This window comes from Shewanella sp. K8, from assembly GCF_028823715.1.
Lineage (GTDB): Bacteria > Pseudomonadota > Gammaproteobacteria > Enterobacterales > Shewanellaceae > Shewanella > Shewanella algae.
Genome location: NZ_JAPEHY010000002.1, coordinates 222787 through 234976, shown reverse-complemented (window position 1 = coordinate 234976; position 12190 = coordinate 222787). Strand labels below are relative to the sequence as shown.

General features: G+C 54.1%; 11 protein-coding genes. 8 read left to right on the top strand and 3 right to left on the bottom strand.

Annotated elements, in window-relative coordinates; translation table 11 throughout:
• Window positions 1-54 precede the first annotated feature (54 nt).
• Entirely contained in the window at window positions 55-498 is a 444-nt protein-coding gene (locus ON072_RS02445; RefSeq protein WP_025009758.1) for a DoxX family protein, read from the bottom strand.
• 138 nt (window positions 499-636) lie between these two features.
• Between ON072_RS02445 and ON072_RS02440 the strand changes: the two genes are divergently transcribed.
• Window positions 637-1530 (top strand): LysR family transcriptional regulator, encoded by an 894-nt coding sequence (locus tag ON072_RS02440; protein ID WP_096141372.1) that lies wholly within the window; start codon window positions 637-639, stop codon window positions 1528-1530.
• A gap of 135 nt (window positions 1531-1665) precedes the next feature.
• Here ON072_RS02440 and ON072_RS02435 read toward each other — a convergent pair whose 3' ends face one another.
• Both ON072_RS02435 and ON072_RS02430 read right to left on the bottom strand, forming a co-directional pair.
• Window positions 1666-3411 (bottom strand): bifunctional metallophosphatase/5'-nucleotidase, encoded by a 1746-nt coding sequence (locus tag ON072_RS02435; protein ID WP_261753241.1) that lies wholly within the window; start codon window positions 3409-3411, stop codon window positions 1666-1668.
• A gap of 170 nt (window positions 3412-3581) precedes the next feature.
• Entirely contained in the window at window positions 3582-4658 is a 1077-nt protein-coding gene (locus tag ON072_RS02430) for a CNNM domain-containing protein (RefSeq protein WP_025887502.1), read from the bottom strand.
• A 202-nt stretch (window positions 4659-4860) separates the two neighbouring features.
• Between ON072_RS02430 and ON072_RS02425 the strand changes: the two genes are divergently transcribed.
• The 7 genes from ON072_RS02425 to bamB all read left to right on the top strand — a co-directional run bounded on the left by ON072_RS02425 (window position 4861) and on the right by bamB (window position 12170).
• On the top strand, window positions 4861-5982 hold the full coding sequence (locus ON072_RS02425; RefSeq protein ID WP_025009762.1) for a bifunctional tRNA (adenosine(37)-C2)-methyltransferase TrmG/ribosomal RNA large subunit methyltransferase RlmN: 1122 nt from the start codon (window positions 4861-4863) through the stop codon (window positions 5980-5982).
• A gap of 32 nt (window positions 5983-6014) precedes the next feature.
• Entirely contained in the window at window positions 6015-6800 is a 786-nt protein-coding gene (gene pilW / locus ON072_RS02420; protein ID WP_028779192.1) for a type IV pilus biogenesis/stability protein PilW, read from the top strand.
• Window positions 6800-7762: a RodZ domain-containing protein gene (locus ON072_RS02415; protein WP_144158477.1), complete on the top strand. Its 963-nt coding sequence runs from the start codon at window positions 6800-6802 to the stop codon at window positions 7760-7762. Before pilW ends, ON072_RS02415 begins: the two co-directional genes overlap by 1 nt.
• 63 nt (window positions 7763-7825) lie before the next feature.
• On the top strand, window positions 7826-8938 hold the full coding sequence (gene ispG, locus ON072_RS02410) for a flavodoxin-dependent (E)-4-hydroxy-3-methylbut-2-enyl-diphosphate synthase (RefSeq protein ID WP_025009764.1): 1113 nt from the start codon (window positions 7826-7828) through the stop codon (window positions 8936-8938).
• Window positions 8939-9056: 118 nt separating this feature from the next.
• The gene (gene hisS / locus ON072_RS02405; RefSeq protein WP_071237781.1) at window positions 9057-10334 is read left to right on the top strand and encodes a histidine--tRNA ligase; all 1278 of its coding nucleotides are present in this window, start codon (window positions 9057-9059) and stop codon (window positions 10332-10334) included.
• An 18-nt stretch (window positions 10335-10352) separates the two neighbouring features.
• Window positions 10353-10973: a YfgM family protein gene (locus ON072_RS02400; protein WP_044734164.1), complete on the top strand. Its 621-nt coding sequence runs from the start codon at window positions 10353-10355 to the stop codon at window positions 10971-10973.
• Window positions 10974-10982: 9 nt separating this feature from the next.
• Window positions 10983-12170: an outer membrane protein assembly factor BamB gene (gene bamB, locus ON072_RS02395; RefSeq protein ID WP_028779197.1), complete on the top strand. Its 1188-nt coding sequence runs from the start codon at window positions 10983-10985 to the stop codon at window positions 12168-12170.
• Window positions 12171-12190 lie beyond the last annotated feature (20 nt).

Sequence of the window (12190 nt, the reverse complement as noted above, 5' to 3'; positions counted from 1 at the left end):
CATCCAAGCCCGTAAGCCGACGCAGAGCACACATGGGACTTGTTCGCACCTTCCTTAATGTGTCTTGCGGGCTATCATGCTGTCGATGGACAGTTTACCGGCGCCAGAAATCGCCAGGGATACAGTGGCGGCCAGCAATGCCAGACCAAACTCGTAACCGTTGTTGGACATAAATAAGCCGTTGTCCAGGTGCACTGTGACTATCGCCATCAACATGGTGAATGCCAACACCGCGGAAGTGGGGCGAATCAACAGACCTATGATAAGCAGCAGACCACCGAAAAATTCACTGGAGCCGGCCATCAGTGCCATCAAATATCCGGGAGTCAGGCCGATAGAGGCCATCCATTGTCCTGTGCCTTCCAGGCCGTAACCGCCGAACCAGCCAAAGAGCTTCTGGGCGCCGTGAGCCATAAAAGTGATACCTATAGGCAGGCGCAGCGCCAGAGGAGCGAAACCGGCATCGGTGCGGAGCAGTTTAATAATCAGGTCTTTCATCATGGTGTCCTCAATGAATTTGAATAGGGTGGATAGGCTTTCCTGTCCAGTTGCTGTGCAGTTTATCCTTGACCTTTGTGGCTGAAAATCGGAACATTTTGATATTTAATTTCAAAAAAATTGAAAATAGGTTTTGTCATGCACTCTGTCATTAGCCTGGATGCACTTAAAGTATTGGATGCTATAGATAAAAAAGGTAGTTTTTCGGCAGCGGCCGAGGCGCTTTTCAAGGTGCCATCTGCCTTGACCTATCAGGTTCAAAAGCTGGAGAGCGAGCTGGGAAGCAGATTATTTGAACGTAAGGGCACTCGGGCTCAACTTACCGAAGTGGGGCGTTTGGTGTTGACCCAGGGGCGGGAGATCCTGGCGGCCACCGCCCGGCTTGAGGATGCCGTGAGGCAATTGGAAACCGGCTGGGAGGCGCAACTGACACTGGCGCTGGATACCGTCTTGCCACAGGCGCCGCTGCTTTCATTAATCAAAGAATTCACCGAGCTGGGTAAGCAGCTCACCGTCAGTGTGACCCATGAGGCCCTTGGCGGCGGCTGGGATGCGCTTTATTCCAACCGCGCCGATATCGCCATAGGCGTCACAGGTGAATTGCCAAGAGGTCAGTATGAACTGCAAAAGCTTGGTGAGCTGGAGTTTGTGTTTGTTGTGGCGCCTGAGCATCCCTTGGCGCAATTTGACACTGAGATAGCTTCTGAAGCCTTGTTGCAATTTCCATCCATCATAGTGGCCGATACCTCGCGCTCCTTGAGTCAGCGCTCCAGTGGGGTGTTTGACAGTCGCCAGCTTATCCGGGTGTCGTCGATGGAAGCCAAGATCACCGCACAGAAGATGGGAATAGGGGTGGGCTTTCTGCCTGTGCATTTGATCCGGGAGGCCTTGGCCAAAGGTGAGTTGGTGCAGCGCGAAGTGGCCTTGCCCAGGCCTTCACTGCCCATCTATATGGCCTGGCGAAAAGGGGAGATGGGAAAGGCGCTTGGCTGGTTTGCCGAGCGCCTGCAAGGCAGTGACTTTGGCTTATAAAGCAGTTTATAACGTGGTTTATGAAGCGGTTTATAAAATGGCTTATAACCTGGGTTTAGCATGCAGGCTGATGACCTTGAATGGTTGCTTTGTCAGCAAAAGGGGCGAGGCAAAACTGCTGTGAATACTACCGGCTTATTCGCCGGCAGCTTCGGCCCTATGGCTGGTATAGTGCACATGGGGCAATAGCAACTCATCCAGTTTGGGGGCCTTTTTCAGGAAGTTGATGAAGGCGCCCGGCAATGTCAGCGACGGCATCGACTCCTGCCAGCGGGCTTGCAGCAGAGGTTCATAGCCTTCTTTCCCGGCCGTGGTGTAACAGGTGGAAACCCCGATATAGTGCTGCTCCGGCGCCAGTGCTTGCCACAGGCCATTGGCCCGCAACAGCTCCAGCCGCAATAGCCTTTCTCCCTGCTCTTTGCGGCCATCATAGAAATATCTCAGCCCATAGGTATAGGGGAAACTGCCGGCGCCGGTGCCACGCACGCCGTTGTTGGTGGCGGCGTTAATGGCCGACTCCAGTGCCTGGTAGAGGTGTTCACCGGCAATTTCATATTTAACCAGCGGCAGTTCAAAAGGCAACAGGCGCCCGAGCACGTCGGCTTTGGTCAGTTGTCCCTGGGGTACAGATTGACGCACGCCGCCGGCGTTATGCAGTGCAAAGTCCACTCTTTGGTCTTTGGCTCTGGACTCCAGAAACATACTGCGGCTGACCCAGGGCGCAATTTCACTGCCGTGGGGCAGGGTGCGGCTTGGCAGGCGGGTATGCACCAGGGCCTTGGGTACCAGAGCCAGCACCTGATTTTCCATGCTGCTGATCGCCGGACGGAACTCGTTGGCAATCACTTGCTCCATGGCTTCATCGTTATCATCCCAGTGGATCCCTGGGTGTTGTTCCAATATCGCCTTGGCGGCTTGATAGTCGGCTTCGGTGGCAGCCTGTGAGCCGCTCAGCAGAAACTGACTGTCCAGCATAAAGATGTTACTGCCTTCGAGCCGGGTCACCCGGCCTGCATCATCGAACTGGATTTCGGCGAGCCCCAGGGTTTCGGCATGTTTGCCGGCATGGAGGATAGGCACGCCGTTGACGCTTTCACCATAGGGCAGGCATGGCAGGCCAAAACCGCGGAAATCACCCATCAAGGTATGAGTGTGGCCGCCGACTATCAGGCTGATCCCGGGGATGGTTTCGGCCAGTAATCTGTCTTGCTCCAACCCTAAGTGACTCAGCACTATGATATGCACTATGCCCTTGGCCCTGAGAGCTTCAACAGTCTTTCTGGTAGTGGCAAAGGCATCGGCAAACTCGGTATCGGGATCCGGCCTGGCGATGGCTTTCATTTGATCCAGAGTAATACCGACTATGGCCAGTTGTTTGTCGTGGAAAGGCTTTATCAGGCTGCGGCCGATACCTGAGGCGGTATCCAGAACATAGAGGTTGTCCAGCCCTCGAAGACGCCCGGGCTTATCTTCAGCTTCGCCGCTGAGATCCATATTGGCCGCCAGCACAGGGAAGCCGACCTCTTTGATAAAGCCGGCCAGCAGAGCGTTGCCATCGTCAATATCATGGTTGCCTATGACCATGGCATCGGGTGCCAACATCTTCAGCAGTTTGGCGTTGGCCCGGCCTTTGAACTGGCTGTAATACAAGGTGCCCTGGAAACAATCGCCGCCGTGGAGCAGGATAAAAGGCTGGTTTTGTGCTTGGGCAGCGTCTCTTGCGGCCTTGACCTGAGCCGAGATCCGCGCGTAGCCACCACTGTGGCTGTGAAGATCAAACTCGCGTCCCTGAGAGTCAATCTTGAACTGAACCCGGCTGGGATCCAAGTGTGAGTGGGTATCGTTGAGATGGGCAAGTCTTAAAACATAATCTGTGTGCATATCATCCTCATTCTGCGAGCGGGGATTGTACACCTCCAGAGGCAGATGAAAAAGGGGGAGCTCAAGCTCCCCCAAAATGATGACTGTATTGATGGGTGGGTCGTTAGCCTGTCAAACTATCTCCCACTTGGATGACACCTGTATTAAAGCACTGAATAAATATTCTGAAATCAGAGCCCTTGGGAGTCCGTGACCGGCTCTCTGTCATCCGAGAGTCGGATCCCCTTATCTTTCATGCGGCGTTTCCAAAGTCGCCTTGCCAGTTGCTGCATGTCGGTGGCCGGGTCATTGATATCGACAATCTCCAGCCCCAGCAAGGATTCGATAATGTCTTCCAGTGTCACCAGCCCCTGACCGCTGCCGTACTCGTCCACCACCATGGCTATCTGAGCGTTGCGTTTGATCATCAGCTCAAACAGCGGCAGGATGCGGGCGGTTTCCGGCACTATCACCAAATTGCGCTTGAGGTTCCCAAGGGGCGCATCGGGATTATCCCGCTCACTCAGCAGCACATCGGTACGGTTCACATAGCCTATGATGTCGTCGTGATCCTTGTCGAAAATAGGCACCCGGGTGAAAGGCTTATTGATATGCTGGCTGACAAATTCATGTTGAGTCAGTGCGGCCGGCAGAGTGAACATCACGGTTCTTGGAGTCATGATGGCGGTAACCGGCATCTCCTTGACGCTCAGCATCTGAGTCAGAATTTTGCTTTCCTGTTCATCCAGTTCACCGGATTCATGGCCTATTTTGGCCATGGCGCTCATTTCCTGACGGATATACTGGCCAGAGTCACCTTTGCCGAGCAAACGGGTAACCTTATTGGACATCCAGATAAGCGGTAGGGTGATGCGTTCCATCCACACCAGAGCCACAGACACACTGGGGGCCATGGCTCGCCAGTAGTTGGCACCTATGGTTTTGGGGATGATTTCGGAAAAGAACAGAATGAGGAAGGTCAGTACCCCGGAGAATACCCCCAACATCTCATCGCCAAACACTTTGGCAGCCTGAGCACCGGCCACGGCCGCACCTACGGTATGGGCTATGGTGTTGAGTGTCAAAATAGCGACCAGGGGAGATTCGACATTGTCTTTCTGTTTTTGAAGACGTTCGGCAGCATCCGGGTTGGACTGGCGCAGCGACGCAATATAGCTGGGAGTCACCGAAAGCAGCACGGCTTCAAACACACTACAGAGAAAAGAGACGCCGATGGCGACCAATACAATAACGATAAGCGTTAGCATAAGGGGGGAATTATCACTCCGATGCAAAGGCCAACATTAGCCCAGCGCTATTCTATCATAGAGCTTGTGAGCTGAAGCTTAATTTTCTGCTCGGTAGAGAGAAAGTCGGGTATAAGGGGATCCGCTGAATTACTGGCTATAGTGGCGGCCTATCTGTATAATTCGCCGCCCTGCTGCAGGTTTTGGTGTTGAGGTAAGTCAAATGAGTGAAAAAAAGATCAATCTTTTGGATCTTGATCGTAAGGCAATGCGTGAGCTTTTCGTCGAGTTGGGCGATAAGCCGTTTCGTGCCGAACAGCTGATGAAGTGGTTGTATCACTTCGGGATCAGTGACTTTGACCAGATGACCAACATCAACAAGCACCTGCGGGCCAAGCTGAAAGAGCGCTGTGAAGTGGTGGCACCGGAGATCTCCAGCTATCAGAAATCGGCCGATGGCACCATCAAGTTTGCCATCAATGTCGGCGAAGGTCAGGAAGTGGAAACCGTCTATATTCCTGAAGATGATAGGGCGACTCTGTGTATTTCATCTCAGGTGGGGTGTGCGCTGGAATGTACTTTCTGCTCCACTGCGCAGCAGGGCTTTAACCGTAACCTGACAGTATCTGAAATTATCGGCCAGATCTGGCGGGTATCCCATTTCCTCGGCTTCCAGAAGGAAACCGGTGAGCGCCCGGTCACCAATGTGGTGATGATGGGCATGGGTGAACCCTTGCTGAACCTGGCCAACGTGATCCCGGCGATGGATATCATGCTGGATGACTTTGGTTTTGCCCTGTCCAAACGGCGGGTAACGGTTTCCACATCCGGCGTAGTACCGGCGCTGGATAAACTGGGCGACGCCCTCGATGTGGCGCTGGCGGTTAGTATCCATGCCCCCAATGACGAGCTGCGTAACGAGCTGGTGCCTATCAACAAGAAGTATCCGCTCAACGAATTCCTGGCCGCTATTCGTCGTTATATCGCCAAGTCCAACGCCAACCGCGGCCGGGTCACGCTGGAATATGTGATGCTGGATCATATCAACGACAGCACAGAGCAAGCCCATGAGCTGGCCAAGTTGATGAAGGATACCCCTTGCAAGGTCAACCTTATCCCGTTCAATCCTTATCCTGGCTCTCCTTACGGGCGTTCTTCCAATTCCCGTATCGACAGGTTTGCCAAAGTGCTTATGGAATACGGCCTTACCGTGATAGTGCGTAAGACCCGCGGCGATGATATCGATGCCGCCTGTGGCCAGTTGGCCGGGGATATACGTGACAGAACCAAGCGTCTGGCGAAAAAACGCATGCAAGCCAATCAAATTTCGGTCACAATGGATTAACTCTTTGTTTGTCCAGATTTATAGGTTTGCCAATGAAGCACGGATTGCCAGGTTTAGCGCTCGCGTTACTGCTCGGGGCCACGTTGCCCGGATGTGTGACCGAGCGAACTTATGCCGGCACGGACATTCCGGTCTCGGAACGCCAGTTTGATAAAATTGCTGCCGCCAAGGAACGGACGCAGTTAGGCCTGACCTATCTGCAAAAGGGTAACTCCCAACAAGCCAAATTTAATCTCGACAAGGCCATGGAATACGCCCCTCATCTTGAGGAAGTGCATATTGCCATGGCCTATTACTATCAAACCGTGGGTGAAGCGGTGAAGGCTGAGCAAGCCTATGAAGCCGCCATAGACACCCGCAATGCCAGCGGCGACTCGATGAACAACTTTGGGGTATTTCTCTGCCAGCAGAAGAAATATGCCAAGGCAGAGAAGATGTTCCTGAAGGCAATCGACAACCCCAGATATACCCGCACTGCCTCCAGCTATGAAAACCTGGGTATTTGCAGCCGGGATGCCGGGGAAATAGAAAAAGCGCGACACTATTTTGAGATGGCGCTAAAGTATGAGCCCAGAAGACAGGTCTCATTACTGGAACTGACAGAATTGGAGCTTGACGCCCACAACTACGCCGCGGCCAGAGTGCAGTTGGAACGCCTTCACAGGGTGATTCCCGAAACAGCGGAGAGTTTGGCGTTGGGCATTAGCATTGAGCAAGGGTTAAATGATGACGCGGCCGCCAAGCGTTATGGAATACTGCTGCAGGCCAAATTTCCAGCGTCTCCCCAGGCCAAACAATACCGGGCAAGTATGCACTGATGACAGAGTTGAATAACCAAGTCAACAAGGATGAAGACGAGAGCCAAAAGGTTCCCGGGCAAGAGGATACGCTCGGGTCATTACTGAAAAGCGCACGCGAACAAAAAGGTATCACTATAGAAGATGCGGCTACCAGGCTGCATTTGCGTCCCTGTATTGTGGCCGATATTGAAGCCGATTGTTTCAGCAATATCGATTCCTCCACCTATGTCCGCGGTTACGTGAAGAACTACGCCCGCATATTGGATGTAGACAAAGAAGCCATTAACGCTTGTTTGGCGCGGCAGGTCCCCAAGGTGACTGAACCTGCGATGCAGAGCTTTTCGCGCAAGACCAGCCGTCAGGCTACAGACAGCCGTTTGATGTTGGTGACTTACCTTATCGGTTTTCTGCTGCTGGCTCTGCTGGTGGTGTGGTGGCTGCAAAAGCCCTCTGTGGTTTCCGATGTCGACTTCTCCAAACCGACGGCAGAAGAGGTGCAGCAGGCCAGAGAGTTTGAATCGCGTCAGGCACAAATGGAACAACAGGATGCATCGCAGCAACCAGTTGATGTACTGCCGGATAATGAGCCGGGCGCCTCTGCGGCAGCAAACCCAGCCTTGGAAACCGAGAGTGGTACTGAGAGCGCTGAAATAGACACAGACAGTGCCGGGAACAACACCAGCGGTGCCATCGCCGGCGTTGAGGCGGCAGAGCTGGAGCCGGTAACTGACCCGGCGCAAGCTTCGGTCGGTATTGAGCTTAACGGTGACTGCTGGATCAAACTCACAGATGCCAACGGCAAGACTCTAATAGATGGTCTGAGATCGCCAGGACAAAGCATCAATGTACAGGGTAAAGCGCCTTTTAAACTGGTCTTGGGCGCGCCGCAGACAGTTAGCCTGACATTTAACGGCCAGGCCGTGAGCCTTGCCGATTTCCCCAACGGTCGGGTAGCCAGACTGACCCTGCCACAGGCATAATAGCATCAAGCAGGATAATTGAAGTGGCGCCCACAGGGCGCCGAGTCAACAGAGCAGAATACGATGTACAGTGAAAATCCCATAAAACGCCGTCCTTCCACCCGCATCTATGTCGGCAATGTGCCCATTGGTGATGGCGCTCCCATCGCAGTGCAGTCGATGACCAATACCCGCACTACAGATATAGAAGCCACAGTGGCGCAAATTCGGGCGCTGGAAACCGTAGGCGCCGATATCGTGCGGGTGTCTGTGCCTACCATGGATGCCGCCGAAGCGTTCAAGCTAATCAAACAGCAGGTCAAGGTGCCGCTGGTGGCCGATATCCATTTCGACTACCGCATCGCCCTTAAAGTGGCGGAATATGGCGCCGACTGTCTGCGTATTAATCCAGGCAACATAGGCAATGAAGAACGCATTCGCGCCGTGGTTGAGTCTGCCCGTGACAAAAATATCCCCATCCGTATCGGGGTAAACGGCGGCAGTCTCGAAAAAGACTTGATGGACAAATACAAAGAGCCCACCCCGGAAGCCTTGTTGGAATCGGCAATGCGCCATGTGGACATTCTCGACAGGCTCAACTTCGACCAGTTCAAGGTCTCGGTGAAGGCATCGGACGTGTTCCTGGCGGTGGAGTCCTACCGTTTGCTGGCGAAACAGATTAAGCAGCCGCTGCACCTTGGGATCACCGAAGCCGGTGGCGCCCGTGCCGGCGCCGTTAAATCGGCAGTGGGCCTGGGTATGCTGCTTGCAGAAGGCATAGGCGATACCTTGAGAATATCGCTGGCAGCCGATCCTGTTGAGGAGATCAAAGTCGGTTTCGATATCCTCAAGTCGCTGCGCATTCGCTCCCGCGGGATTAACTTTATCGCCTGCCCATCCTGCTCAAGACAGGAGTTTGATGTGATAGGCACGGTCAACGCCCTGGAGCAGCGCCTGGAAGATGTGACCACTGCCATGGATGTCTCCATCATAGGCTGTGTGGTCAACGGCCCCGGCGAAGCCCTGGTGTCCCATATTGGCCTCACCGGCGGTAACCGCAAGAGCGGTTACTACGACGAAGGTGAGCGTCAGAAAGAACGCTTCGACAACGACAATCTGGTCGATGCCCTCGAAGCCAAAATTCGCGCCAAGGCGCAAATGATGGAAAACCGTATTTCAGTCAAAGAAGCCGAATAATCCCCGATGATGTGAATGTGAACTGGCCAGCGCTGGCCAGTTTTACGTTTGCCGGTGAAGCGCCTATAATGGCTGGCATTTTTGAATTTTTAGCCCCAGAGCAAAACGAGTCGAGATAGTGGCAAAACAGATCCAAGCGATTCGCGGAATGAATGACATTCTGCCAACCCAAAGCCCCGTATGGCAAAAAGTTGAGGCGGTATTGCGCGCCTCTGTTGCCTCTTTCGGTTACAGTGAAATCCGCACACCTATCGTTGAGAACACAGACCTGTTCAAGCGTTCGATAGGGGAAGTGACAGATATTGTTGAGAAGGAGATGTACACCTTCGCCGATCGCAACGGTGACAGTCTCACCCTGCGCCCGGAAGGTACCGCCTCGACAGTTCGTGCCGGTAACGAACATGGCCTGCTGTACAACCAGGAACAACGTCTATGGTATATGGGCCCCATGTTCCGCCACGAGCGGCCACAGAAAGGGCGCTATCGTCAGTTCCATCAGTTTGGGGTTGAAGTTTATGGTATCAAGAGCGCCGATATTGACGCCGAAGTGTTGATGTTGTCCGCCTCTTTGTGGCAGAAGCTTGGATTGACCGAACACGTTTCCCTCGAGCTGAACACTCTGGGTGACAGCGAAGAGCGCGCTGCTTATCGCGAGGCGCTGGTGGCTTTCCTCGAACAGCATAAAGACAAGCTGGACGAAGACAGCCAGCGGCGCATGTACAGCAACCCACTGCGAGTGCTGGACTCGAAAGATCAGCAGGTTCAGGCCTTGCTGGCCGATGCTCCGGCGCTGATGGACTACCTGGGTGAAGACTCAAAGGCACATTTTGCCCGCTTGTGTGAACTCCTGGAGGCCGTTGGCATCCAATACAGGGTTAACCCACGCCTGGTACGCGGATTGGATTACTACAACCGCACCGTATTTGAGTGGGTCACCGACAGCCTGGGCGCTCAGGGCACAGTACTGGCCGGTGGTCGTTACGATGGCCTGGTGAGCCAGCTTGGCGGTAAAGAAACGCCGGCAGTGGGCTTTGCCATGGGACTGGAGCGGATTGTTCTGCTGCTGGAAACCCTGGAGCTGAACGCCGATGTTGCTGCCGAAGTGGATGTCTACGTGACTGCCATGGGCGATGACTGCGTAATCGAGGCGATGAAAATTGCCCAGGAACTGCGCGAGAAGCTGCCCAAGCTCAAGGTGATGAGTCACTGCGGTGGTGGCAACTTCAAGAAACAGATGAAAAGAGCCGATAAGAGCGGCGCGGGTTTTGCGCTGATTATCGGTGAGACCGAACTGGCCAATAACAAGGTGGCGGTGAAACCGCTGCGGGGTGATGGGGCTCAGCAGGATGTTGAACGCCAGGCCCTGGCCGACTATTTGGCAGAACTGATTAAATAATTTAGAGGGGAAGTGCGGGTGGAAATCTACAGCACAGAAGAACAACAAGTCGAAGCGATCAAGCAGTTCTGGAAAGACTATGGCACTTCGATAGTCGCAGGTGTCGTAATAGGTCTGGGTGGCCTCTATGGCTGGAACTACTACTCCGATGTCAAAGTGGAACGTGCCGAAGCCGCCTCTCAGGCTTTTAATCAGGCCTTGATGCAAAGCGGTGATGAAGCCGCGGTGATGGCTGCCGCTGCCGAATTTGACAAACAGCACGCCCAAGCCGGTTACTCGGCGCTGATGCAACTGATTGTTGCCAAAAGCGCAGTTGAGTCAGGCGATCTGCCCAAGGCCGAAGCCGCACTCAAAACCGTGATTGCCGCCAAGCCGGGCGATGCCCTGACTGCGGTTGCCACCTTGCGTTTGGCACGTATTCAGGCTGAGCAGGGCCAGGTTGCTACCGCTTTGACCACGCTCGAACAGGTCAAGAACAGCGCATTTTCTACCCAAAGAGATGAATTTAAAGGCGATCTGCTGCTGCGTCAGGGCGAAACCGACAAGGCCAGACTGGCCTATCAGGAAGCCGTTAAAAATGGTGGCGTGACAACCAGTCCGGCGCTGCAGATGAAACTCGATAACCTGAATCAGGCATAAGGAAGGCCAATGAAGTCGTGGTGTAAAACCCTTTTGGCTTGTGGCATGGCCATAGGCGCACTGACAGGTTGTGCTTCCAGCGATGTGGAAGAAGAACCTGTGAGCCCGCTGCTGGAGATCAATGCCAGCGTATTCCCACAGGTTAGCTGGAGCGCTTCGGTTGGCAGTGGTGTTGGCGATTATTACTCCCGTCTGCGTCCTGCTGTGCGTTACGGCAAAATCTTTGTTGCCGACCGTTACGGTGAAGTAACCGCCTTTGACGAGACCAGCGGCGAGAAGGTCTGGAGCACAGACTTCAGCGAGGCGTTTCGTGATGGCGCCCTGAAAAAGAACAAGGGTGCCCGCTTGGCATCCGGCGTAACGGCGGCCCGTAACAAGGTATTTGTCGGCGGTGAAAGTGGCCTGCTGGCGGCGCTTGATGCCGAAACCGGTGAAGTGCTCTGGCATGCGGTAGCCGACGGCGAGCTGTTGTCCTTGCCCACAGTGGCCGAAGACATGGTGGTGGTTAACAGCAGCTCAGGCTCGCTGGATGCCTTCAATGTCGACACAGGTGAAAAGCTTTGGAGCTATGAAGCGTCCCTGCCGAACCTGACTCTGCGCGGTACCAGCTCTCCGGCTTATGCCCAGGGCGGTTTCTTTGTCGGTACGGCCGATGGCAAGGTCACTGTTGTTATCAAGAACAATGGTCAACCCGCTTGGGAACAGCCGATTTACACCCCTAAAGGTGGCAACGAGTTCAGCCGTATGGCCGATGTCGATATGACGCCGCTGTTGCTGGGTGACAACCTGTACGCGGTGAGCTACAACGGTAATCTGGTCAGCATGGAAATGCGCAGCGGCCGTATTGTCTGGTCGCGTAAGTATTCCAGTTTCCACGAGCTGGACACTGCGGGCCTGAGCCTGTTCCTGGTGGACGATCACAGCCGTGTATACTCAGTGGACAGACGTAACGGTCTGGAGCTGTGGAGCAACTCGGATTTGACCAATAGGGATCTGACTGCTCCGGCCGTGTTCCAGGACTATGTAGTGGTAGGTGACTTTGAAGGTTATCTGCACTTTATCGATCGCAGTAACGGCCAAATTGTGGGTCGGGTGCAGGTCGACAGCTCGGGCCTGTTCAGTCAACCTCTGGTGGTTGACGACAAAATCTATCTGCAGACCCGGGATGGCAAAATTGCCACAGTAACTCTGCCCTGAACCCAGGCTTTGATACTGCC

Coding starts and splice junctions, on each gene's coding strand:
- ON072_RS02430 (WP_025887502.1), bottom strand. CDS start 4,658: ATGCTAACGCTTATCGTTATTGTATTGGTCGCCATCGGCGTCTCTTTT.
- ispG (WP_025009764.1), top strand. CDS start 7,826: ATGTACAGTGAAAATCCCATAAAACGCCGTCCTTCCACCCGCATCTAT.
- bamB (WP_028779197.1), top strand. CDS start 10,983: ATGAAGTCGTGGTGTAAAACCCTTTTGGCTTGTGGCATGGCCATAGGC.
- ON072_RS02445 (WP_025009758.1), bottom strand. CDS start 498: ATGAAAGACCTGATTATTAAACTGCTCCGCACCGATGCCGGTTTCGCT.
- ON072_RS02425 (WP_025009762.1), top strand. CDS start 4,861: ATGAGTGAAAAAAAGATCAATCTTTTGGATCTTGATCGTAAGGCAATG.
- pilW (WP_028779192.1), top strand. CDS start 6,015: ATGAAGCACGGATTGCCAGGTTTAGCGCTCGCGTTACTGCTCGGGGCC.
- ON072_RS02415 (WP_144158477.1), top strand. CDS start 6,800: ATGACAGAGTTGAATAACCAAGTCAACAAGGATGAAGACGAGAGCCAA.
- ON072_RS02435 (WP_261753241.1), bottom strand. CDS start 3,411: ATGCACACAGATTATGTTTTAAGACTTGCCCATCTCAACGATACCCAC.
- ON072_RS02440 (WP_096141372.1), top strand. CDS start 637: ATGCACTCTGTCATTAGCCTGGATGCACTTAAAGTATTGGATGCTATA.